This is a genomic window from Paenibacillus sp. FSL K6-0108 (assembly GCF_045040695.1).
GTDB lineage: Bacteria > Bacillota > Bacilli > Paenibacillales > Paenibacillaceae > Paenibacillus > Paenibacillus pabuli_B.
In genome coordinates this window covers 3,914,394-3,938,576 of record NZ_CP150288.1, presented here as the reverse complement: position 1 = coordinate 3,938,576, position 24,183 = coordinate 3,914,394, and the positions used below count along the sequence as shown (strand labels likewise).

The window sequence follows — 24,183 nt, the reverse complement described above, 5'->3', positions numbered from 1 at the left end:
TGAATGAAGGAGAACTTGACGTGAAAACATTTCGCAACCCCGTGTTACCGGGATTCCATCCAGATCCGTCGGCCATTCGTGTAGGAGAAGACTATTATCTCGTTACGTCCAGTTTCGAATACTTTCCCGGCGTACCGTTATTCCACAGTAAAGATCTGGTTCATTGGCAGCAGCTAGGCCATGTTCTTGATCGTGCTTCACAACTTAATTTGGATGGGATTATGCCTTCTCGGGGCATATGGGCTCCAACAATTCGGTATCATAACGGCACATTCTACATGATTACTACATTCGTTGATAACGAAAAGAAGGAACATAACTTCTATGTAACCACTACTGATCCGTCAGGTGATTGGTCTGATCCCATTTGGTTGGAAGATGCTCCAGGCATTGATCCATCGCTATTTTTCGACGAAGACGGCAGAGCGTACTATACGGGAAACCGGATCCCACCTGAAGGTCAGGAATACTCCAAACATATGGATATCTGGCTTCAGGAGATCGATCTGGAGCAGGGCAGGCTTATCGGTGAAAAAGTGAGCATATGGCAGGGTGCGCTTAAGGTGGCTCATGCTCAGGAAGGGCCGCATATCTATAAGAAGGATGATTGGTATTACTTGTTGATTGCGGAGGGAGGAACTGGACATACTCATGCCGTGACCATCGCGCGTAGCCGTATCATCACAGGACCTTATGAAGGGCACCGCGCCAATCCGATTTTAACGCATCGACATCTGGGAAGAGCGTATCCGATTGTTAATGTAGGTCATGCGGAACTGATTGAAACACAACAAGGTGAGTGGTGGTTACTATGTCTAGCATCCAGAATAGCCGGAGGATACTACCGAAACCTGGGTCGGGAAACTTTCATGGCACCCGTACAGTGGGAACAGGAGTGGCCTGTTGTTAGTCCAGGGGTGGGCAGATTGGAGCTGGAAACGAGATCACCTAACCTGCCTGAAGTGCGGTGGCCAAGCGTATCGATTAGGGACGATTTCGAAGAGAGTTCTCTATCTCCGATATGGAATTTTCTGAGAACGCCGCGCGGAGAATTTTGGAGCGTGACAGAACGACCTGGGCATTTACGTCTACGATTGAAACAGGAACAGCTGACTGAACAGAGCAATCCTGCTTTTGTTGGTCGGCGGCAGCAGCACCTGATGTTCAATGCATCCACACACATGGAGTTTAATCCTCAAAATGAGGGTGAAACCGCAGGTCTGACCTTATTTCACAACCAGAATTACCACTTCCGAATGGAGCTGGCATTGGAGCAAGGAAAGCCTTTTATTCGCCTTGTAGAGAGGGAGGCTGGGGTAGATAAACTTCTGAGCTTCCATCCATGGAGCGATGATCATATTCAAATGAAGGTTGTTGGACATGAGCAGGAGTACAGCTTTTATTATCGTTCCAATGAGTGTGCTTCGTGGATCGTGTTATTCGAAAAAGCCGATGGCCGATTGCTTAGTACCGATCGTGCTGGTGGCTTCACTGGAACCTACATCGGTCTGTACGGAAGTAAGCAAGCCAAACCAAATTCAAATGAAGCATTATATCAAGATGGCATCCATCATAATTTTCCATTTGTTGATTTTGATTGGTTTGACTATAAAGAATTGCAAAACAGTAAAAATTTCAATTAATATATTAAACACAATTTAAAAGCGAGCTAAAAGATGTTGGTCTGATATAGATCAACATTTTTTTTATTCTCTAAGTCAAAGAGATAAACGCCATCAACTAATTAAGCTAACAGAGCATGGTAAGGGAGAATAAAGAAACTGAAAGCATATCAAGAACATGTACAATTGTCGCAGGACAAGAACATTGTGTCATTTCGGCTTAGGTAGTTATCTAAGCGTGAATAGATTACAATTTGTGCTGATATGTCATCGTAGAGGGACAAGAACTTGAACAGATTAGAAGTATATCCAATCAATTATTTTTTTCGTTAATTCATTAAGCTAACGGACAGTTAGGCTACTTCAATACCTTCGAACCGAGTAATAAATGAAGCCGCAATAATTGATGTAAACGATGATACTATCGACCGCATAAAAAAATTAAAGTTAGCTATCGGCAAGAGGGATATGCGGCTTTTGAAGATAAACGAGGAAATCCTTCTCGGAAAGAAACGGATCAAGAGCGCGAACTTCGAAGATTATAGTTAAAGGAAGAGAAGCATAGTTTAAAATGCAAAGCTCCCTGGTGTAAAAACTATGGATTAGAAGGAAAGACCCAAAAATAAAATATACTCCTCATACTTGCAACGTTGAGACAAGGCAGCATGCTAAATTCAAGGCAGTACCATTGAAACACAAAAAACTAAAAAACACAATTATACCTTAGTCTCAGATTGACGGGCGAAGGAAGTGAGTGGTAATATTAAAACACACAAAAAACCAAAAAACTCTTGAGGTGCATCCATGCCACTTACGAAACGACGGTTGCAATTATTGGGGCAACTGGTTGAGCTGTATCAGCGAACCCGTTTGCCTATTCATTATGAGACACTGGCCCGATCATTGGGAGTCAGTAAATGGACTGCTTATGACATGCTGAAGGAAATTGAAAAGCTCGGCTTTGTAACACGAAGCTATGAAGTGAACTCCAAGGAAACCGGCCGTTCGCAGGTAGTATTCTCGCCCACGGTCAAGGCGTCCGAGCTGTTTAAGCAGAACCGAAGCGATTCCTTTAATCCGGCGGACTGGGAGCAGACGGTAGCGCATATCCACAAGCTGCTGCAAAGCGTAAAGAGCGGCAGTGTGAACGAACTGATCCGAAGAATGATGAACGAGATTCCTTCCAAGGCATCCAGTATTGAGTTTTGCGGCTATATTCTCGGCCTGCTGCTTGTGTATGTAAAGAAGCTTGGCGGTAAAACAGAAACGTTGATCCGTCTGGTAGTCAGCAAAACACCGGGCAGCGAGAATGGAACTCTGATGTTTGTGGGGACGGTTCTCGGCACTATTATTCAAACGATCAATGACGAGCTTGGCACCGAATTTACAGAACTGGTATCCGAATTTCTCAGCATCATGAATCAACTGTCGAATCAGGACCAACGATTGTTGTCAAATATGCTGCACGAAGCTTTAGCTTGACAAAGCTTCTGCTTTTCAATAGTTTTTGGGTCTTTTAGGTTTTTTGAAAGAGGGTTGTCTGTGAATTACTACGAGGAGTTTTATAATCATCCTACTGTCCGTTTCAACGTGAATATGAGCTTTATAGGGATTGCGCTCACCTGCATTTACTTCGATTGGATTAGGACGTCTATCGGTTTCATCCTCGGGGTCGTACTGTTCGCTGTTTTTGAATATTTCGCGCACCGTTATGTATATCATCATTACGCATTAACTGTGTTGAGGAAGGCGCATCTTAAGCATCATCAGGACCCGGAGAATATCAAGCACTTGTTTTTTTCGGGCAGCGTTGGATTGATGTACTGCCTTATTCTTACGATCCTGCTGTGGCTGGTGGTTCACGATTTGTCCATAGGCACTGCAATGCTTACCGGAACCTTCTTATACTACTTTTACACGCAATGGCGGTATTATGTGGCGCATCGTCCAGTTACGCCGGGAACAGCGTTTGCGGACAGTAATGAGCATACAAATTATTCTGAGATAAAGTCAAACGAATAGAAATGGAGTGCATTATGGGAAAAACAGGACTTGTTTTGGGCGGCGGAGCAGTCAGGGGGCTGGCGCATCTGGGCGTATTGAAAGCTTTTGAGCGACATGGAATCCGGATAGACCGTATCGTAGGCACAAGCATGGGCGGGGCAATTGGAGGCTTGTACGCGGCAGGTGTCTCCGCTGGAGATATTGAACAACTGCTGCTCAGTACACCAAAATATCGTTTGATCGATTTTGGTATTCGTCACCGTGGCTTGCTTGCCGGCAATGCGGTCCATAATACGATCAACGAATTGCTGCAAAGGCACGGTAAACACGACTTGCCGATCGAACAATTCCCGATTGAATTCAAAGCAATCGCAGTTGATCTGATGATAGGAAAGCAGGTGGTGCTAGATCAAGGGAATCTCGGGACTGTCCTCAGAGCAACCACCGCATTTCCGGGTGTTTTTGCGCCGCTGATGGCAGGGGATCAGATGCTGGTGGACGGTGGGGTACTGAACAATTTGCCGGTGGAGGAAGCGCTGGCTGAGGATACCTGCTTTGTCATTGCCGTGGACGTGGCGAGAGAGCATGAGAAAAAGCCGCCGCGCAATATGGTCGAAGTGGTGTACCGCTCGTACAGCCTGATGACGGCAGAGCGCAAACATGCCAGTCTGAGGCAGGCGGACTTTGTGATCCGGCCTGACGTTGGAACTTTCGCGGCCTTTGACTTTACCAAAACACAGGAATGCATCAAGGCGGGCGAGGATGCTGCGGAACAAAGCATAGAAGAGCTTCAACGGCAAATCCGTATAGCAAAAGCAAATCATCTTATCAAAGGAGCTGGAAACTAATGAAAACAACGTTGGAAAAAGCGATGATGCTAGGGATCGGACTCGCGGCTGCGGGTAAGGAACAAATCGAACTAACCGTGGGTGAGTTGGTCAAAAAAGGAGAGGTGGGACGTTTGGAAGCCCGTGCGCTGGCGGAGAAGCTTATTCATCGCAAAGAAGAAGAAGAGCAGCGGATGGAGGAACGAATTACCGAACGGGTTCAGGCGATTTTGTCGGAACAAAACCTGGCGGCCTTGGAGGAGATTAAGCAGTTAAAGCTCCGTGTGCTTGTGCTTGAACAAAGTAAAGGTCTAAACAACTAACGGAGGTGCAGGTTTGGGGGCGCAAAAAAATTCAGACAATTGCAGCGCTACCGGACGATCAGTTCGGCACTTGCCCGCAGCGGATTCGAATTTATCGTCTACAGCAATAGCGGGGAGGTCGCTGCTTCCGCAAATGGTGCAATGGATTGGCACAACGCTGGCAAGCGTATCCGCATGCTGCTGGAAGAACTGGGCACCACGTTCATCAAGCTGGGACAGCTGGCAAGCACCCGGCCGGATTTGGTTCCGCAGCCCGTTTTGAAGGAGTTAGCCAAGCTTCAGGATGCCGTCGCCCCGTTTCCGTATGCCGACGTATCCAGAGTGATTGAAGAGGAATTGGGGGCTCCCATATCGCAGCTCTTTCGAACCTTTGAGCCGGTACCTCTGGCTTCCGCCTCGATCGGGCAGGTTCATCTTGCTGTTCTGGCTGACGGCAAGGAAGTGGCAGTCAAGGTTCAACGGCCACAGCTTTCCGCAATTGTCGAAACAGATCTGGATATTTTGGCAGATCTGGCGCGGCTTGCCGACCGCCGGGGCAGTTGGACGGCAAGCTACCGTTTGACCGAGGTGGTGGAGGAACTGGGCCAGGGGCTGCTTGCTGAACTCGATTACAGGCAGGAAGCTGCTCATTTGGAACGCTTTACCCGCGCGGCGGACGAAATGAGGCATGTACGCATTCCAGCTGTTTACAGGCCTTATTCCAGCCAAAAAGTATTGACCATGGAGTATATCCAAGGCATACGCCTATCGGATACAGCGCAGCTCAAGGAGCAGGGCATACGGACCCGTGTAGTGGCCGAACGGATTGCAAGTGCTATTTTTCAGCAAATACTGGTTGACGGTGTGTTTCATGCCGATCCCCATCCCGGCAATATTCTGGTTCTTCCCGGGGAAGAGATTGCGCTTCTGGATTTCGGGATGGTGGGGCGGCTATCCGCTCATACACAAAAACATTTTGCTTCCTTTATTATCGCTTTACGGAACAGAAGCTCCAAGGGGGTGATGCGTGCCATCGGGCATTTAGGTATGATCCCTGCAGAAGTGGACCAGGGGAAGCTGTACGCGGATGTTGAGCAGATGCGGACCAAGTTCTACGATGTTCCTCTAAAAGAGGTGCGTTTGGGAGAAATGATTAAAGATTTATTCGGTGTGGCTTTTAAGCACCGGATTCGTATCCCCTCCGAGCTGACCATGGTTGGAAAATCCATTCTCACTACCGAAGGGGTGGTTGCCGAGCTTGATCCGGATTTCAGTGTGTTTGATGTCGCAGAACCGATTGGGAAAAGGCTGTATTTGGAACGCCTAAACCCCTGGAGCTTTCTGAAGAACACGCTTGAGGATGTCCCGGAATACTTACAGATTGCGAGCGAACTGCCCGTAACTATGGGCCGGTTAAGTGCAATGCTGCGCAAGGGAAAGATGCAAGTGGAAGTGGTTGCTCCGCAGCTTGAGCAGCTGGTGAAGAAGCTGGACCGGATAAGCAATCAGATGTCCTTCAGCATTGTGCTGCTAGCGCTTAGTCTCGTGCTGCTCGGCCTGATTATCGGCTCCTCCATCAGCGGGGCGCAAACGATACTGTGGAGGCTGCCGATGCTGGAAATCGGCACTGTAATTTCACTGTTAATGTTCGCGTGGCTGTTGTATGCTATTTTCCGCTCAGGTCGCTTCTAAGACGGGGCATCATCATTTGGTCCATTGAGTTACTTCCAGCAGGTGGAGTCTATCTGTTTCTTGTATAGTTTTTTGGTCTTTTGTGTATTGTGATTCCTTTTTTAAATGGGGAGTCAGGCAGTTGAATAAAGGTTTCTCCATGGAGCTTCTATTTTTTTGCTGTCTATGCTTTGAGCGGCTGGCTGCTGGAGAAAGTATATGCCAGTGTAAGACAACAGCATTTTGTGAATAGAGGATTTATGTTTGGCTGCTTTTGCCCGATTTATGGTGTCGGTGCGTTGCTGATCATTCTTGTCGCGGGTGCAAGCTTGATTATCGCTCGGCGGCCAGAGGCGGGTTGCTTCATGATTTGTTTTTATATGATTGGCATGATCCGGCTCCGGGAGGAAGAGGGCATAGCTTCACCCACCCCAAGGCTGCATTGCGCAATGCTGAAGACATCTCGTCGCTCAACAGGATCGAGCGGGATATTATTGTCAAACATATGTGGCCTTTAACACCAGCCGTCCCTCGCTTTAGAGAATCCTGGGCGGTGTGCTTCGCCGACAAAATTGTGACCTGCCATGAATTTATGGAGGGAGTGATGGGAAGACACGAACATTGGAAAAAGGGAAAAAATGCTTTATAAACAGCCGTTCATTCTGAAAGGGTATGACGCGCCTTGTTTCGCGGGTAAAGGGATAAAGGCAGAGAAAGATGCTGAGTTTTTTGGTTTTTTGGGATTAAATATATAGAAATGGAGTGAGGGAATTGTTCTTGAGAAATGTAACATCGGAAGCCGGAAAACTGATTTCCAAACATGCGGTTCTGCTGCTCGTCATTCTGGCTTTGATTACTGGGGGAATGGCTTACGGACTAACCCGTATTGAGGTAAAGACAAGTGTAGATATGCTGCTGTCCAAGGATGATCCGGTTTCGATTCATAATGAGCGCTTTCAAAAGCAGTTTGGAGGGGAAAGTCTGGTGCTGCTGCTACGCGGCGGCGACAATCTGCTTCTGAATGGTGATTCACTTCGAGAGATGAATGCGCTGCAGCAGGAGCTTGCTTCCGTTGAAAAAGTCTATTCGGTGACCAGTCCAGTTTCCTTGGCAGGCGTGTTTGCCGAACAAGCTGAGCGGCAAATGACGCAAATGCAACAGCAGATTGCAGAGCAAGTGCAGCAAGCGATGACGGAGGGCGCCGCGGCCGCTAAAGCAAGCGGGGGCGATGAAGAACAGCAGGCCCAGGCGGCGGAGGCCGCGAAAAAGAAAGTGGAACAGGCGATTGCAGCTCAATATGGAGAGCAAATCCGGCAAAAGGATGAGATTGGCGAGTTGTCCGCAACCAATAAGGCTTTTGTGCGCTACGCCTTGTTCGATGAGTCCGGCGCTCCTCAATCAGCTGTAGCACCGCTCTTGCCCGAAGACGGGCAAATCGTTCTATATAATATACAGCTGGACAGCGGACTTACGATGCAGCAAATGGCAGAGGTGACCGACGAGTTGGAGCGGATCATCGCGGAGCATCCGATAGAGCATTCCAATTCCTTATTTTCGGGTATTCCGGCCATTTCAAAGACGATAGAGGACTTCATTACGCAAGATATTGTGACGATGCTGCTCACAGTCATTGTGCTGATGGTCATTGTGCTTATGGTCGTATTTCCCGTCCGGTGGCGTCTTCTTTCGTTGCCAGTTGTATTGACCGGCATGATCTGGGTTTTTGGTTTGATGGGTTACATCGGCATGCCGCTGAGCATTGCGACAATGGCCTTGCTTCCGATTCTGATTGGTTTAGGGACGGATTTTGCGCTGCAGTTCCATAACCGCTATGAAGAGGAGTTGGTCAAAACAGAGGATTCCTCCAAAGCAGTAACCCATGCCGTAAAACATATGGCGCCGGCGGTGGGCATCGCGGTCATTATTATGGCGGCGGGCTTCCTGACGCTGTTGTTGTCGGAAATGCCGATGATCAAGGAGTTCGGCCTGATGCTGGCGGTGGGAGTCTGCATAATGTACATTGTGAGCTTACTCCTCCTGCTCCCGGTGCTGGTGCTGAGAGACCGTAAAGGTATCAAACTGCGCAAAGGGAAAGAGGGGAATGTGGTTGAACGCGGTCTTGGGGCATTGGCGAAGAACGTCATTCAGCGGCCGAAGCTGATGCTGGTGATTCCAGTTGTTATCGCAATTGCCGGATTTTCCGTGGACCACAAGCTGAATGTGGAGAGCAATATTGAGAAGCTGATGCCGCAGGAAGCGCCGGCGCTTATCGAAATGAACGAGATTCGCCAGGTTCTGGGCAGCACGCTGACCCTGGACTGGATGGTTGAGGCAGAGGACGTAACCCGTCCGGACATTATCAAGTGGATGGATACCTTCCAAAAACGTGCCGTTACGGAAAATAGTGAGATTACAGGCAGTTCAAGTATCGTTAGCGCTATGTCGGCGGTCCAGCCCAATATCGCTGCCGCAGATTCATCTGTGATCGGGAATGTGCTTGACCAACTGCCGTCCGAGATGACCGATCCGCTGTTGTCTGCAGATCGGCGAATGGCGCATATTGTTTTTAACCTGGAAAATATAAGCTCACAGGAGCAGGAGAAGCTGCTGGGACGGCTGCAACAAAACATGGATCTTCCTGAAGGCGTAAGTGCGAATCCGGTTGGCATTCAGGTGTTGCAGGTGAAAAGTTTGAACGGCCTGACAGACAGCCGGCATACCTCGCTCATTTCAGGATTACTGGCTATACTAATCGGATTGTTTATTGTCTACCGGAATATTAAAAGGGCGTTCTTTCCGCTTCTACCTATCATTCTGGTCAACGGGTGGTCAACCGCTCTGCTCTTTGTGCTGGGAATTGATATTAATCCGTTGACCGCAGTACTTGGCTCATTGGTGCTTGGAATCGGAACAGAGTTCACTATTTTACTGATGGAACGCTATTTGGAAGAAAAGGCGAACGGAATGAATACCGAGGCAGCCATTATTACGGCGATGACCAAAGTCGGCCGCGCCATTTCGGCCTCCGGTCTCACGGTTGTGGGTGGCTTCAGCGCCCTACTGTTTACCAACTTTGAGGTGGTTAAGTTGTTCGGAGTATCAACCGTCATGGATACGTTGTTATGCTTGCTCAGCACTTTAATCGTATTGCCTGCCATCATTGTGCTTTTGGATAAAGAAAAAGAGACAGTCAATGCCGATAAGCGCTTGTTTGTGGCCTCGCCAACAAAGGAATAGCTTATACGACTAATAAGCCGGACATCGTCGGACTGCCAGGGACGAATAAGCCTATAACAGTCTGATGGAATTCGGCGGCGGGATCAGTTGAAAGATCTAAAAGCCCATATTTTCTAGAATTTAGCGTCAATTAATCGGTGTACTATTTGGTGTACTTTCGGGAAATTCGGTTACAGGCATAGAGACGCAAGGACAAAAAAACTTGCGGCGTTTTAACGGTATACGGCTATTGGGCAGCAAATATTTTCGCAAAAGTTTCTCCGCAGGTGTGATACGATACATGGTAATATCCCTTTTTAGTAGACAAGAGAAAAAGACATCTGTTTAGATGGACTTAATTTTGTCAAACGAAGGGGATTTTTTCATGGCTAAAAAAGGACAAACTTTCCGGCGGTACTCCTTGAAATTGAAGTTGGAGGCGGCCTGGCTGGTCAACGAGGAACATATGAGTATACGTGAAGTAGCGACACGTTTAGATATTCAAAATAAATCTCAGGTACAAGTATGGGCTGCGAAAACGAAACTCGGAATAAGCTTAGAATCTGCCACATCTAAACGAGGACGCCAAAACAAAGTTCTCCAGTATGGAAGAAGAAAAGGCTTACTTACGAGCAGAGATTGAATATTTAAAAAAGCAGTATCCAAATCTACACAAGAAGTGACGAGTAAAGCTGCCAAATTTCAGATCACCTGAAATCTCTGCATATCCTGAAAACAGTGATTGGAGCTTCACTAGATATTTTTTTCGGGAAGGTTATGAGAAGGTCATCGGTTGGAAAATGATGCTGCTTTAATTTATCAACAATTTCAAAATCTTCGAAGAGAGCACGGAGTGAATTCAAAACTTGAGATTCCTTGGTTTCATCGTGATTTGTATTGGTGTTCGAAGTGTATGGAGGGGGGGGGGATCACTCTTGGCTGCATCAGTTTAAACTTCTGGATGAATGCGCATTTCATGATCTCAAATTGAATAATGCTTGTCCTACCTGCAGGTCAACGGTACCGTCATGATGAAATGCGCAACAGCAACAGCTGCGCGGTGCCTTCCTTTGCGAGCTGCAATTCGCCTGTATTGGGCACCAAGATAATGATCAGATCCTCGTATAGAGTGAGAAGCTTCGATGAGCAGATATTTATTGCCTTTGCGTGTTTTGGAGGACTTGCGTTTGCCTGCGCTTTCATTGTGACCTGGAACAAGACCAACCCATGAGCATAAATGAGCTGCACTTGGGAAACGAGAAGCAATGTCGGTGCCAATCTCAGCAAGGATTTGTTCAGCCGTTCGGGCCGCGATTCCCGGAATGCTATCCAGTCGATCCAGGTCTTTTTTGAAAGGGGCGAGCCGTTTGGCTACCTCCATGTCCAGCTCGATGATTTGTTCGCTCAGGAAGTCGATATGGGTAAGCATGGTTTTTAACATCATTCGTTGATGTGAACTCATGTTGCCTTTCAGCGCGAGCTCGAGTTTTTCTTTCTTTCTCTTCATGGACCTGCATGCCAAGCCAGCCAGTGTCTCCGGATCGGTTTCACCACCCACCATGGCCTCAAGCATGTCCCGACTCGAGAGCCCCATCATGTCTGATACGACAGAAGCGAGCTTGATATTGGCGCCTTCAAGAACGTTTTGAACACGGTTATGTTCACGAGAACGTTCTTGAATCAGACTCCGGCGATAGCGAACAAGTTCTCTCATTTCACGTTGGTTGCGATCAGGTTGGCTAACGGGCAACCAGGAATCGAGGCTTTCTAGGACCCCTAGTCCTTTCTCAAATTGGTCTCTCGGGTGACATCAAATGCCTAAACATAAGTCCCATCTTTAAGAGCAGCAGATGATCGGTATTCTTCAAATCCAGATTCAGCAGCCCCGAAATTTTCTCCAGCCTGTACAGCACTGTGTTGCGATGGATAAATAGCTCACGTGCCGTTTCATTCACTTGGCCGTTGTTGGCGAAATAGGCTTCAAGTGTGTGCATCATCTCGCTGGTGTATTCCTCTTCTTTGTCCAGCAGTGGACGGAATAAATAAGAGCAATACCTGACCATAACCTCCTGTGGAATATGCTTGAAGAGATAAATAAACTCCAGGTCAGCAAACATGACAACCGGTTCGCTTAAACCAAGCTCCGTACTGATTCTCTCAGCATCCCCGCACTCCCGGAAGCCGTCGATGAACTCCTCCATGCCCGTTCTTACTTTACTGATAAAACATGTCCTTGTTCCGTGGTCCCATGAATGCATCAAATCTGCATACAAACGTACCGAATCCTCATACTTCCTTCGATCCTTGGCCTCTTCTTCTAGAAGGGGGAAGAGTGAATATATGCGGTTCATCACATAAAAATGATGGGATTCCAAGGAGGATGTTTTGGGATGATCCTGAAGCCTATTCTGAATCTCCCTCAGTTTGCGCTTCTGACTTTCATGGTCCCAAGCATCCGCTCTTGAGGAAGATACCATGCATACGTAAGGCGTGCTCCAAAATGTGCTTCCCAATGCTTCGGCAAATTCGAGCACCGTTTTCAGAGAGGCGTTCCCCTTCAAGTAACGTTCCATGGTCGTGCCAAGACGACTGCCTGCCGCAGTAGCCTCCTGATTCTGGATGACCTCCAGATGATAGGAAAGAATCACGGCAGCTTGGTGAAAAATGCCCTCCATTTCATGTGCTTCCAGCAAATTTTCAGTTTGTATCAGCAAATAACCGTATGACTTTCCGTTTTTCAGCAGGGGAACACGATACAACAGGTTGCTCGCCGACTTGTAAAACCGATTGTCCTGATTCCAGGGCCAATCGCTCAATAGCTCCATATCGGAACAGCGGGTCATGTTATACAAGGTCTGTCCTTCAGAGGTAACGATGGCTAAAGGAATCCCTATAATGTTTGTGATACTTTGAAAATAATTGGTGTACTCATCCGCCTGCATCGCAAAATCAACCAGCTTCTTCTGTGTTTCAAGCAATTCATTCAGCCGGCGGGTATCGCGTTGGAACTCGGATTGGTAGAGAGCGGTGATCTGCTCGGAGAAGGTGAATTGAAAGGGCAGCTCAATTAGGGGCAAGCCCAGCCGATCGGCTTCCAGCAGGGCAATCTCTGGTATTTCCGCCCAGTATCGACCAAGCTTGATGCCAAGCCCGGAGGCCCCACGTTCATTCAGCTTTTGCAGCAAATTAACAAATTCCTCGGGTGAATCCCTAATCGCATACGCTGTAGTCAACAAGAGTTCCCCTTCTTTCATCCAGTTGATCACATCCGGCGCATCCATCAAATTGATGGAGCTAATCGTTCGAGAAATTCCTTTTTTACCGGCTGCCAACTTCCCTTCCGATAATGGGTACACTGCCAACGCATCTTCTATAGTTAAATGCATGTCAATCAATCCTCCTAAACGATACATATCTGAATCAGGTACCGGACATCACGTAACTTTTTAAGCAATTATATAGGGTCTTGTCGAATTTCTGCAATCCCTTTTGTTATATATATGTCATATAAGTTAACCCAAAACATAGAATGTTCTGTTTTTGAACCAACGTAAAGCGTATACCGTTAGATAAAAAACCAAAATTGTGTCAGGAATATTTACACACATATTTTTTGGCTATATGATAGGACACAACTTCAAAGAGAAGAGGGGATTCAGATGCAGCTCACCCAAAATCAACAGGCAGCGGCCCAAAAGGACAGCCGTTCCATGCTTGTAATCGATGATGTCGGCAAAATCTACCCCAATGGCACTGTAGCTGTGCAACATGCGAATCTGCATGTAGGGGAAGGAGAATTTCTATGTTTTGTCGGTCCTTCCGGTTGCGGGAAATCTACCATTTTCAATATGATTGCCGGTTTGACAGAACCGACCTCCGGTCATCTGACCGTGCTGGGTACTTCCCCAAAGGAAGCACGAAAACAGAATGAAATTGCCTTTGTATTTCAGGAGCATACCCTGCTCCCGTGGGCCAAGCTGATTGATAATGTCACCATGCCTCTTACTTTGCGTGGCGTATCCAAAAAGGAGCGGATTACCGAAGGGGAGCGGGTTTTAGAGTTGGTAGGGCTGAAGGATTATATGAAGGTGCTGCCCCGTGAGTTGTCAGGCGGAATGAAGATGAGAGTATCTATTGCACGAGCGTTGATATCTCGCCCCAAGCTGCTGTTAATGGACGAACCGTTTGGCGCTCTTGATGAAATTACCAGGCAGACGCTGCAGAATGAACTGCTAAATATTTGGGAACAGGACAAGAAGATGTCGGTTCTGTTCATTACGCATAACGTGTTCGAAAGTGTGTTCCTATCAACAAAAGTCGTAGTGATGACGCCTCGTCCCGGTAAAATTTCGGATTTCATTGATATTCCGTTTGCCTATCCGAGAGATGATGAATTCCGGACCCAGCCTGAATTCGGTGAATATGTACGCAGCGTGTCCAATGTACTGAATCATTGATAGCCAGAAATGAGAGGAGAGGGAAGCAACATGGAAGAGATGGTAGCTAATCCAGCCGTTGAAACGACACCAGGTATCCGAGCTTCTGGGAAGGACAATGCCCGCAGCCATCATCCGGCAGAAGAGAGACCAGTCATTGGACTGCTGAAAAAAATTCTGCCGCCAATCGTCGTGTTTGTCCTGTTTATCGGCGGATGGGAATTAATCGTGCGGATACTCGGAATGCCCCCATATATCTTGCCCAAGCCATCCGATATTGCCGCAGCCGCTGCTGAGAACAGCGCAAATCTGATTACGTCGGTAAGCACAACCATTGTTGAGGCGTTGATCGGTTTTACGATCAGTGTAGTGCTCGGTATTTCATTGGCCATTCTACTGGCCCTGTCCAAAACGGTAGAAAAAAGCGTATATCCCTACGCTATTATCCTACAGACTATTCCGGTCGTTGCGGTAGCGCCAATCATAGTGATCTGGTTCGGAGCTGGAATAAATGCCATTGTGATCATTTCATTCTTAATCAGCTTTTTCCCGATTTTATCGAATACGCTGATCGGATTGAACTCAACGGATCAGAACATGAAGAATTTATTCTATTTGTATAATGCAAGCAAGCTGCAAACCATTTGGAGGCTTAGATTTCCGGCGGCACTCCCGTACATTATGGCAGGGCTGAAAATTTCATGCTCCAGTTCGGTTGTCGGAGCGATCGTAGGTGAATACATTGCAGGCATTGGTGGCGGACAAGGCGGACTCGGTTACGGGATTACCGTTGCGGCAACCCGCCTGCAAACGCCTTACCTGTTCGCCTGCGGTTTAGCGGCATCCGCCCTAGGAATCGCATTTTTCCTGATCATCAACATGGTGTCGAACAAACTTTTGAAGTCCTGGCATGAATCAGCAATGAAATGATACCAGAACCGGGGGAGAGATCCAACATGTCCAAACATCATATGAACTTTCGTTACAAGAAATGGCTGCTGTCGGCTGCTTCTTTGATCCTACTGCTTCTGAGCGCATGCTCCAATTCCACCGCTCTAGAATCCGCCGCCCCGGCTGGAGGGGAAGCCGGAACAGATTTGAAGCAGGTGAAACTGATCGAGGGCTGGTACGCCAAAGGGGAAGATGGAGGCTATTTTGCGGCATTGCAGCAGAACTTTTATAAGGACAAAGGGATCGACATGACGATTCAGCCAGGAGGCCCCGAGGTGTCAACCATGCAGCTAGTCGCTGCAGGCAAAGCTGAATTCGGTATCTCTTATGCGGATGAAATTCTGAAGGCGCGGGAACAGGGAATCCCTGTTGTCGGTATCCTTGCCGGTTTTCAAAGCACACCGCAGGTTCTGATGTACCACAAGGGGGAGAACATTCAGGATTTCACAGACCTGAACGGCAAAACCGTATACATCGGTACAGCGGTACCTTACTGGGAATATATCAAGAGCCAATACAATCTGACAGATGTAAAAGAAATGAAGTATAACGGGCAGCTGGTCAATTTTATCAATGACCCCAGTTCGCTCAATCAGGGTTACATCACGAATGAGCCTTACGCACTTTCTCAGCAGGGGGTTGAGGTGGACTATCTGAAAATCGCCGATTCCGGTTATGCGAACTATGCAGACGTTCTTTTCACGACGGAAGATTATCTCAAAGAGCACCCTGATGTCGTTGAAGCTGTGGTGCAGGCAAGTCAGAAAGGTTGGAGCTATTATCTAGACAACTATGAAAAGGTAAACCCGTTTATTCAAACCTACAATCCCGATATGACGGTAGAAGCAATGAATTATGAGGCAGTGCAGGAAAAACCCTTTATTCTTAACAAGGATTCCGAGGCAAATGGTATTGGTTACATGACAAAGGATCGCTGGAGCACCCTGCAGGATCAGATGATCAAGGGCGGAGGATTAACGAAGGCTCTAGATGTTACCCAGGCATTTACAACGGAGTATCTGACGAAGCCATAAACCTGAACCAAAAGTATTAAAGCTTCAAATCAGAAATTTCAGAAAAAATGAGGGGACTTAATATGTTCAAACTTGGAAATCGAAAGAGCTATTGGCAAGTGTCCGAAACGCTGGTGGATCTAAGGCGAACGCAAAAGTACGGCAAGTCAGTAACCCTCCCTGCACAGCCGCAGGAAGTCATATTTGATCTCGAGCATACGGCAATTATTGTCATCGATATGCAGAATGATTTCTGTACACCGGGTGGATGGCTGGATTCCATTGGGGTCGATACTTCTCCCCTCCTTAACCCGGTCAGCCGGTTGAACCGACTGATGCCCGAGCTGCGCAAAGCGGGAGTGCCTGTGATTTGGGTGAACTGGGGCAATCGGGAAGACCGAATGAACGTGCCGCCATCCGTGCTCCATGTATACAATTCGGATGGGCGGGGCAACGGCATCGGGGACCCGCTGCCGGGGAACGGCTCCAAGGTGCTGGAAAAAGGCAGTTGGGGAACGGCAATTGTCGATGGTTTGGATTCGTCCCCCGATGATATCTATGTGGATAAATATCGCATGAGCGGGTTTTGGGATACACCACTGGACAGTATTCTACGCAATCTTAATATTCAAACGGTGTTGTTTGCCGGGGTAAATCTCGATCAGTGTGTCATGCATACACTGCAGGACGCGGCTTGTCTCGGATATGACGGCATACTTCTGGAGGATTGCTCGGCAACAAGCTCCCCGGATTTCTGCATAGAAGCGACATTGTACAATATCAAGCAATGTTATGGCTTCGTTACAGATTCCACTTGGTTGGTACAAGAGCTGAACGGGGGAGCGACTCCTATAGAGAGAAATACCTCGGAAGAGCTGGCATCGTTAGAAGGCTGAGCGGAAGGATGGGATGAAGCAATGAAGGACCAATGGAACGCCATTGTCAACCAGGTGAACGTTGAACCGACAGGGCAGGGTAGGCTGAACGGACTCAGCTTTATGGTCAAGGATGTGTTTGCCGTCCGTGGCAATACAAATGGCGCGGGTAACCCACGTTGGCTCCAGACGCATGGGCCCGAGGCGGAACACGCGGAAACGCTCAACCTGCTATTGCAGCAAGGAGCAAGGCTAACGGGGATGACGCATACGGATGAGCTGATGTTCAGCTTGAATGGTGAAAATGTTCATTATGGAACACCAGTGAATCCAAGGGCTCCCGATCGTATCCCTGGCGGTTCATCGAGCGGATCGGCGGTTGCTGTCGCCGCTGGGCTTGCTGACTTCTCCCTTGGAACGGATACGGGAGGATCGGTGCGTGTGCCATCTTCGTACTGTGGAATTTATGGAATGCGTCCATCACATGGCATTGTCTCCGCGAAAGGCGTTATTCCACTTGCTCCCAGCTTCGACACCGTCGGCTGGATGGCACGTGATCTCGAGACGCTGTGCCGGGTAGGAGAAGTGCTTTTGCCGCAGACACACTCGGGGACAGGCTTCAGTCGGGTGCTCATTGGTGAGGATGCGTGGGAGCTTGCTGACACAGAGAGCAAAGAGGCGCTTACCCCTTACCTGAAGTTGCTTTTCGGCATAACTGCGAGCCATGAAACGGTTCGCATCGCCCCGCATGGTCTACCTGAATGGATGACCATGTTCAGGACGATCCAGGGCTATGAAATATGGCAGGAGCACGGGGCGTGGATTGAACGTGAGCAGCCGACCTTCGGACCAGATACGGCCGGGCGATTCTCCTGGGCAAGCACTGTTGAACTTGCCGATCAGGAGAAGGCAGCCAAACGCCGGGTTGAGGTGTGCAAGCACATGGCTGACCTGCTCAGAACGGATACGGTGCTTGTGATTCCGACGACAACTGGAGCGGCCCCGAAGCTGGGCTTGGGCGGGCCTTTAATTGAAGAACGAAGAGTGAAAACGATGCGTTTAACCTGCATTTCCGGCTTGTCGGGTCTGCCGCAGCTTACGATTCCAGTTGCGGAGGTACTGGGCTGCCCGGTCGGTATTTCGATCATTGCCGGTCCGGGACAGGATCAACGTCTGCTGGAATGGGCCACATCCTTTCTTTCAGCAGTAAATTCAGAAGTAATAGGATAAGAGCATCATTCGATATATGGACATGAAGCTACGCGTAAAAACATTAAAGCCGCAGGAGAAAGGGTGTCAGTTATGTTTCAACGATATGAAGGAACAGCGTGGGAGGAACGATTTTTGCCCCGTCTGACAAGCAAACAGGTCAAAGAACTGCCGAAGGATAAGACGCTGGTTATTCTCCCAGTTGGAGCTGTGGAGCAGCATGGCCCCCATCTGCCCGTATATACGGACACTTTGATTGGGGAAGCGACATTATCACAAACGCTGGAGCGGGTGCGGGCGGATAAGGAGATCTGGCTGCTGCCTCCGGTCTCGTATGGCAAAAGCAATGAACATATCGGACTTCCGGGCACCATTTCCTTATCGGCGAGCACACTGCATGCCATCATGCTGGACATTGCAGAAAGTCTGAAGGCCAGTGGTTTTCGCAAGCTGTTGTTGTTTAATACCCATGGCGGCAACGTGGATTTGCTAAATACGGTATCACGAGAAATACGGATCAGAACGGGGATGATGGTTTTCTATCTCAGTCCCAGCAGTCTGAATGTGGCGGAGGATCTCCTCACTTCCGAGGAACTGGAATACGGCATTCATGGTGGCGATTATGAGACCTCTCTCGTGATGTCCATTAAACCGGAATGGGTGAAGAAGGAGTTCCTCGTCAAAGAGCTTCCTGATATGTCCTCTTACCGCTTTCTTACATTAGAAGGGAAAATCCGCTTCGCCTGGAAGATGGCTGATATTTCCGCTACCGGCATTGCTGGTGATGCTACGACGGCCACGCCTGAGAAAGGCAGCATTATTCAGGATAGAATCTCAACGATTTTGTCAGAGGCGCTGGAGGAACTGTGTGATTTTGAAATCACCGATGTCCGCGGGACTGAACCGGTTCAACAGCCAGCAGGAAGCACCTCGTGAAGCTCGTCAGTCTGAAACACGGCGATGGTGAACAGGCCGCGATTGAACATGCGGAACGATTCTTTCTTCTGGAGGAGATCAACAGGGCGGAAGGAAGCTCATGGGGCACCTCCGTTATGGAGATCTTGCAGCAAGGCCAGCTAGAGGAGCTAATCCAGTGGTATCAGAAGCACGGGGATAGAGCAGTTTCATCCATCCCTTTCATACCTTCAGAAGGAGCCATATCTGCTCCTCTCTTCCGCCACCCTCGTAAAATATGGGGAATTGGCATGAATTATCTGCAAAAAGCGATCGATCTCGCATCTACTCCTCCAGAGCGTGAGCCAGTCTGTTTCATGAAGCCGGACTCAAGCCTGATCGGGCCGGAAGAGTATATCCAGCTGACGGCTCAGGATGTGAATGTGACATCAGAAGCAGAGCTTGGCATTATCATCGGCCGAACTTGCAAAAATGTGCCGGAAGAACGTGTGCAGGAGGTCATTGCAGGTTTTGCCGCAACGCTGGATATGACTAACCAGGACATTCACGCACGGAACCCCAGATTCCTGCAGCGATCCAAGGTATTCGATACATTTTTCAGTCTTGGACCACAACTAATAACACCTGATGAAATAAGTGATCTGCAGAGCGTCGTGGTTGAAACTGTGTTGAATGATGAGGTTATTCATAGCAATACGGTGTCTCACATGATGTATCATCCATGGTTCATTGTCTCGTATTTTTCACAGATGATGACTCTCTATCCGGGAGATGTGATCATGACGGGCACACCCGGATCCGTCCGAATTCAGCAAGGAGATGTCGCTGAATGTAGAATCAGTGGCTTTATGACGCTTCAAAATCCGGTAGCAGTAGTAGAGTAAATCATCCGTAATTTTCCTTGGGGAGTGGTAATGAGATGAACAAGTACAGACAAAAGGGAACTGTCGTTTTACTCGCAGCAATGATTACCTTATCCACATTACTGGCGGCTTGCGGGAAACAGCCAACTGCTCAGAATGCCGCTGCTACGGGGGGAAGCGAGGAACTGACGGCAATTACACAGGTGACGAACTGGTTTGCACAAGCAGAGCACGGGGGTCTGTATGCGGCAAAGGAACAAGGATATTACAATGAGGCTGGTCTCGATATGACCATCCAGGCAGGTGGGCCGCAGGTGTCTCCAACACAGATCGTGGCTTCAGGCAAGGCGCAGTTCGGACTTGCTACAGCGGATCAATTGCTGGTCGCTCGTGAAGAAGGAATCCCTCTTGTAGCGATTGCGACAATTTTCCAGAAAAGCCCGCAGGGACTTATGGTTCATGCCAATCAAAACATGTCCTCCCTGGCCGATTTGAACAACCGCTCCGTATACGTGGGGACAGGCTCGGTGTTTTGGGATTTTGTGAAGAGTAAATATCAATTGGGTAACGTGAAGGAATTGGCTTATACCGGTTCTTTGGCTCCTTTTGTAGCCGATGAAACGGTTGCCATTCAGGGATATGTAACCAGTGAGCCGTACGAGATGAAGCAGCAGAATGTAGACATTAATTTCCTGCTATTGGCAGATGCCGGTTATAACCCTTATTCCAATGTGCTGTTCACAACGGAGCAGTATATTCAGGATCATCCTGATATTGTGCGCGGTTATGTCGAGGCTTCGATGAAGGGCTGGGAGTATTACAAGACCAATTATGATACCGTGAATGACGTCATTTTAAAGGAAAACCCTGATTTTACGAAAGAAAAGCTGAACTATGCCGCAGAAGCGCTTATTCCGTTTGTATATGAAGGTGATGCGGCGACACATGGTGTTGGCTACATGACAGAGGAACGCTGGACGGAGCTCGGAAAGCAGCTAAAGGAGATTGGGGCCTTGAAAGAGGAGCCTGATGTCAGCAAGGTGTTTACGGATGAATTCTTGCCGAAATCCTAAGAGATTCCTATGGAGATCAGTTTTACAAATACGGGAGGGGAACCGAATGAATGAACATTGGATAGCCGTATTGAAAGAACGCATGGATCCGGAATTGCTGCAGTGGGAGGAGGCGGCGCTTGCCAAATATTCGATGGATTATCATCACTTCTCTCCAGTGCTGGCCAATCAGCTGCAGGGTAAGGTCGCCGAGTGCATCGCCAGTCCGCGCACCGAGGAAGAACTTGACGATCTGCTCTCCATAGCAGCAGAGCTGGGAGTTCCGCTAACCATCAGGGGGAACGGCACCGGCAACTATGGCCAATGTGTTCCGGTCACAGGCGGAATCGTCCTGAATCTGGCCAAATACAACAAGGTGCTCGAAATGGGAGAAGGCACGATGCGGATCCAGGCCGGGGCTAGACTCGGCAAAATGGAATCTAGTGCCCGCAAGGCAGGTTACGAGCTGCGTACGATGCCTTCCACCTTCCAATCCGCGACGATCGGCGGTTTTTTATGCGGCGGTTTTGGCGGCATCGGTTCGATCAGCTGGGGGACGATCTGGGATGGGTTGGTACGTTCTCTAAAAATCAAGACCGTTGAGGTTCATCCCCGTACCATTGAGCTCCAGGGAGACGAAGTGCTGCCTTACCTGCATACTTACGGTACAATCGGCATTTTGTCCGAAGTGGAAATCAATCTGGCTCCCCGAGTGGAATGGATGCAGTGGGCCGTGACCTTTGACCGTTTTGAACAGGCTTTTCGCTTCGGTCAGTCGGTTGCTGAGGACACTTCCTTAGTGAAACGGCTAATTTCCATCCATGAATGGCCGGTACCATCCTATTTTCTTCCGCTTGATCTCCCCGCTGACCATGCTGTCGCATTACTGGAAGTGGATACGGCTAACGAATCCCAGCTTGAACGGATCCTATCGGAGTATGGAGGTCACTTGGCTATGAAGGTCTCTGCCGAACAGTATCACAAAGGTGTAGGTGTCTCCGATTTCACATGGAATCATACAACTTTGTGGGCGCGCAAGGCTGATCCTGGCTTGACTTACCTGCAGCTGAATTTTGATTCATCCTGTGCCCTTGAGCAAATCTCATCAATGAAAAAGGAATATCCAGAAGTGATGAATCATATCGAGTTTGCCCGGCAAAACGGAGATTTGCTGATCTCTGGCCTGCCGCTGGTCCCGTTCACAACGGAGGAAAACCTGAATCAGCTGATGGAACGTTACGAGGAAAACCGGGTTAGAGTAAATAATCCGCACACTTGGGATTTGAAGGAGGGCGGGCGTTCCTACGCGCATGATCGTTTGTGGGAAATTAAACATCACAACGACCCTAAGGGCATTTTGAATCAGGAGAAATTAAAGCGTTCGGCTGTTAGCGGTGTCTGATCAAAGGATGATGGAAGAATGGCGCAACCTGCAGCAGTTAACGTGCCATGCGGATTTTAATAGTCAATCCGTATCTACAGCAAAGGAGCGAGTTGCATGAAATTTGGAAATGTGGTCATCCGGCGAAAGGTCCCTTGCACGATGCGCGACGGTATAACGTTGTATTCAGATATATACCTGCCGGACGAGACAGGAGAATATCCTGTGCTGCTGATGCGCCAGCCCTACGGACGGTCGATTGCTTCTACCGTTACGCATGCCCACCCCGTCTGGTATGCAAGTAAGGGATATATCGTAGTAATTCAGGACGTCAGGGGGCGGGGAGAGTCGGAAGGCGAATTTAATCCGTTTGTTCAAGAAGCAGAGGACGGTTTTGATACCATCAAGTGGGCAGCCGGTCTGTCCGGCTCGACCGGGAACGTAGGCATGTACGGTTTCTCTTATCAAGGTCTAACACAATGGGCAGCAGCTTCCCTTCACCCCCCTGCGCTCCAGGCGATTGCACCGAGCATGTGTCCGGCAGACATGTATCATGGTTTATTTTACCCGCATGGTTCCTTCGCACTTGGTAATCATCTGCCGTGGGCTTTCCAGCTGGCTCGTGACACTGCACAAAGAGCGGGTGACTTCGAAACGGCAGAGCAATGCTCACGACTCATGCGCAGCCCCGATGAGATACTTTGGAAAATGCCATTGAATGAAAGACATCCGATTCTGGAGCAATACTTTCCCGCATTTTATGATTGGATCGATCATCAAGCGTACGATGAGTACTGGGAGCAGATGAACTGGATCAACGATATCGTAAAGGAACCCGTGCCGGCGCTTCATATTGGGGGATGGTATGACGGTTTCCTCATGGGTACGTTACAATCGTTCGAAGCTCTGCAAGCTACGGCCACGTCGGATTGCTTTCATCGGCTCGTTGTCGGCCCGTGGGCTCACATTCCATGGGGGCGCAGAGCCGGCGGAATCGATCATGGCGAGCAGGCGGATGGTGGTCATCATCTGGAGCAGCTGCGCTGGTTTGATTATTGGCTGAAGGGCAAGGAAGACATGGAACTGTCTGGTGAACTGCCGATCCGATATTTTGACCAATTGAGTCATGAATGGCATACGGCGGAACAGCTGCCTTCGCAATTTGAGGATGGGGCCTCTCCGTCCGAATGGTTTTATCTGTCCGGGTCACAGACCCCGGCGAATGGTGCGGCAGGAGGGGGGAGACTCGAAAAGCATAAGGGAGATGTGGAGGAGGCTGTGCCGGATGTATTCGTGTACGACTCACGTCTGCCGATGCGCCTGGACTCTTACCTGCCGTCCGACCGAGCTGCCAATCAGGAACGGCAAGAGATTCTGGTATATACGGGAGGACCGCTTGCAGAGGATATCCCGATTTTTGGGTCCCCGGAGTTATCCGTGCAGTACCAAACATTGGGGGGTCCAACGGATCTGGTAGCCATCCTCACCACCGTATCCGAGAAAGGGACGGCCCGGCTACTGAGTGTGGGTCGCACGGAAATCTGCAGTGAAGGAGCAGATGCTTCCAATGAATGGAGAACAGCGCAGATCCGGCTGCGTCCCTTGGCGGCCACCCTTCCGGCTGGCTCGTATGTCCGGCTTGAGTTGACAGGCAGCGCCTTCCCGTTATTCGCCCGGCATCCAAACGGTGTTAGGGACGAGATGAACAGCACGGGAACAGGTGGGTTGAAGATTGCTACCACGGCTGTTCGCAGTACAGAACAGGACATATCCTGTTTAAGGCTGCCGGTAAAAAGATAAAAAGCGAAGCATAAATTAAAATCAATCAAAGTGAGGTTGAATGTAT

At 48.8% G+C, this 24,183-nt stretch carries 20 protein-coding genes and 2 pseudogenes; 20 read left to right on the top strand and 2 right to left on the bottom strand.

The genetic code is table 11. The annotated features are described in order from the left end of the window. The first annotated feature begins 20 nt into the window (after window positions 1-20). The 10 genes and pseudogenes from MHB49_RS17765 to MHB49_RS17720 all read left to right on the top strand — a co-directional run bounded on the left by MHB49_RS17765 (window position 21) and on the right by MHB49_RS17720 (window position 10,285). Entirely contained in the window at window positions 21-1,643 is a 1,623-nt protein-coding gene (locus MHB49_RS17765) for a glycoside hydrolase family 43 protein (RefSeq protein ID WP_405152373.1), read from the top strand. Between the two features lie 783 nt (window positions 1,644-2,426). After that, window positions 2,427-3,104, top strand: a complete 678-nt coding sequence (locus MHB49_RS17760) for an Lrp/AsnC family transcriptional regulator (RefSeq protein ID WP_405152372.1) — start codon at window positions 2,427-2,429, stop codon at window positions 3,102-3,104. Between the two features lie 60 nt (window positions 3,105-3,164). Beyond that, window positions 3,165-3,644: a hypothetical protein gene (locus MHB49_RS17755; protein ID WP_405152371.1), complete on the top strand. Its 480-nt coding sequence runs from the start codon at window positions 3,165-3,167 to the stop codon at window positions 3,642-3,644. A 14-nt stretch (window positions 3,645-3,658) separates the two neighbouring features. Then, window positions 3,659-4,474, top strand: coding sequence for a patatin-like phospholipase family protein (locus tag MHB49_RS17750; RefSeq protein WP_405152370.1), 816 nt, complete (start codon window positions 3,659-3,661; stop codon window positions 4,472-4,474). Further along, complete coding sequence (locus MHB49_RS17745; protein ID WP_405152369.1) at window positions 4,474-4,776, top strand: phasin family protein; 303 nt, start codon at window positions 4,474-4,476, stop codon at window positions 4,774-4,776. Before MHB49_RS17750 ends, MHB49_RS17745 begins: the two co-directional genes overlap by 1 nt. 39 nt (window positions 4,777-4,815) lie before the next feature. After that, complete coding sequence (locus MHB49_RS17740; protein WP_405152368.1) at window positions 4,816-6,447, top strand: ABC1 kinase family protein; 1,632 nt, start codon at window positions 4,816-4,818, stop codon at window positions 6,445-6,447. 170 nt (window positions 6,448-6,617) lie between these two features. Then, window positions 6,618-6,755, top strand: a pseudogene (locus tag MHB49_RS17735) (putative ABC transporter permease); the annotation flags it as partial. Between the two features lie 29 nt (window positions 6,756-6,784). Then, a complete protein-coding gene (locus MHB49_RS17730; protein WP_405157310.1) occupies window positions 6,785-7,075 on the top strand; it encodes a hypothetical protein in 291 nt (96 codons plus the stop codon). Between the two features lie 128 nt (window positions 7,076-7,203). Further along, window positions 7,204-9,663 carry an RND family transporter gene (locus MHB49_RS17725; RefSeq protein ID WP_405152367.1) on the top strand — a complete coding sequence of 820 codons (2,460 nt, stop codon included), beginning with the start codon at window positions 7,204-7,206 and terminating at the stop codon, window positions 9,661-9,663. Window positions 9,664-10,027: 364 nt separating this feature from the next. Then, complete coding sequence (locus MHB49_RS17720; protein ID WP_405152366.1) at window positions 10,028-10,285, top strand: hypothetical protein; 258 nt, start codon at window positions 10,028-10,030, stop codon at window positions 10,283-10,285. Window positions 10,286-10,663: 378 nt separating this feature from the next. Here the strand turns inward: MHB49_RS17720 and MHB49_RS17715 are convergent. Beyond that, window positions 10,664-11,377 (bottom strand): annotated as a pseudogene (locus MHB49_RS17715) (IS110 family transposase); the annotation flags it as partial. 52 nt (window positions 11,378-11,429) lie between these two features. Beyond that, window positions 11,430-13,028 carry a PucR family transcriptional regulator gene (locus MHB49_RS17710; RefSeq protein ID WP_405152365.1) on the bottom strand — a complete coding sequence of 533 codons (1,599 nt, stop codon included), beginning with the start codon at window positions 13,026-13,028 and terminating at the stop codon, window positions 11,430-11,432. Window positions 13,029-13,301: 273 nt separating this feature from the next. On the opposite strand from MHB49_RS17710, the gene MHB49_RS17705 reads away from it, so the two are divergent. From MHB49_RS17705 to MHB49_RS17660, 10 genes are all read left to right on the top strand, one after another. Beyond that, window positions 13,302-14,099 carry an ABC transporter ATP-binding protein gene (locus MHB49_RS17705; RefSeq protein ID WP_110822780.1) on the top strand — a complete coding sequence of 266 codons (798 nt, stop codon included), beginning with the start codon at window positions 13,302-13,304 and terminating at the stop codon, window positions 14,097-14,099. Between the two features lie 30 nt (window positions 14,100-14,129). After that, window positions 14,130-15,008, top strand: a complete 879-nt coding sequence (locus MHB49_RS17700) for an ABC transporter permease (RefSeq protein ID WP_405152364.1) — start codon at window positions 14,130-14,132, stop codon at window positions 15,006-15,008. A gap of 26 nt (window positions 15,009-15,034) precedes the next feature. Next, window positions 15,035-16,063: an ABC transporter substrate-binding protein gene (locus MHB49_RS17695; protein WP_405152363.1), complete on the top strand. Its 1,029-nt coding sequence runs from the start codon at window positions 15,035-15,037 to the stop codon at window positions 16,061-16,063. Window positions 16,064-16,125: 62 nt separating this feature from the next. Further along, complete coding sequence (locus tag MHB49_RS17690; protein WP_405152362.1) at window positions 16,126-16,938, top strand: cysteine hydrolase family protein; 813 nt, start codon at window positions 16,126-16,128, stop codon at window positions 16,936-16,938. 21 nt (window positions 16,939-16,959) lie between these two features. Next, entirely contained in the window at window positions 16,960-18,147 is a 1,188-nt protein-coding gene (locus MHB49_RS17685; RefSeq protein ID WP_405152361.1) for an amidase, read from the top strand. 72 nt (window positions 18,148-18,219) lie between these two features. Next, on the top strand, window positions 18,220-19,062 hold the full coding sequence (locus MHB49_RS17680) for a creatininase family protein (protein ID WP_405152360.1): 843 nt from the start codon (window positions 18,220-18,222) through the stop codon (window positions 19,060-19,062). Further along, the gene (locus MHB49_RS17675; RefSeq protein WP_405152359.1) at window positions 19,059-19,925 is read left to right on the top strand and encodes a fumarylacetoacetate hydrolase family protein; all 867 of its coding nucleotides are present in this window, start codon (window positions 19,059-19,061) and stop codon (window positions 19,923-19,925) included. Before MHB49_RS17680 ends, MHB49_RS17675 begins: the two co-directional genes overlap by 4 nt. Window positions 19,926-19,960: 35 nt before the next feature. Next, a complete protein-coding gene (locus MHB49_RS17670; RefSeq protein ID WP_405152358.1) occupies window positions 19,961-20,977 on the top strand; it encodes an ABC transporter substrate-binding protein in 1,017 nt (338 codons plus the stop codon). Between the two features lie 46 nt (window positions 20,978-21,023). Beyond that, window positions 21,024-22,358, top strand: coding sequence for an FAD-binding oxidoreductase (locus tag MHB49_RS17665; protein WP_405152357.1), 1,335 nt, complete (start codon window positions 21,024-21,026; stop codon window positions 22,356-22,358). Window positions 22,359-22,454: 96 nt separating this feature from the next. Then, the gene (locus MHB49_RS17660; RefSeq protein WP_405152356.1) at window positions 22,455-24,137 is read left to right on the top strand and encodes a CocE/NonD family hydrolase; all 1,683 of its coding nucleotides are present in this window, start codon (window positions 22,455-22,457) and stop codon (window positions 24,135-24,137) included. Window positions 24,138-24,183: the final 46 nt, after the last annotated feature.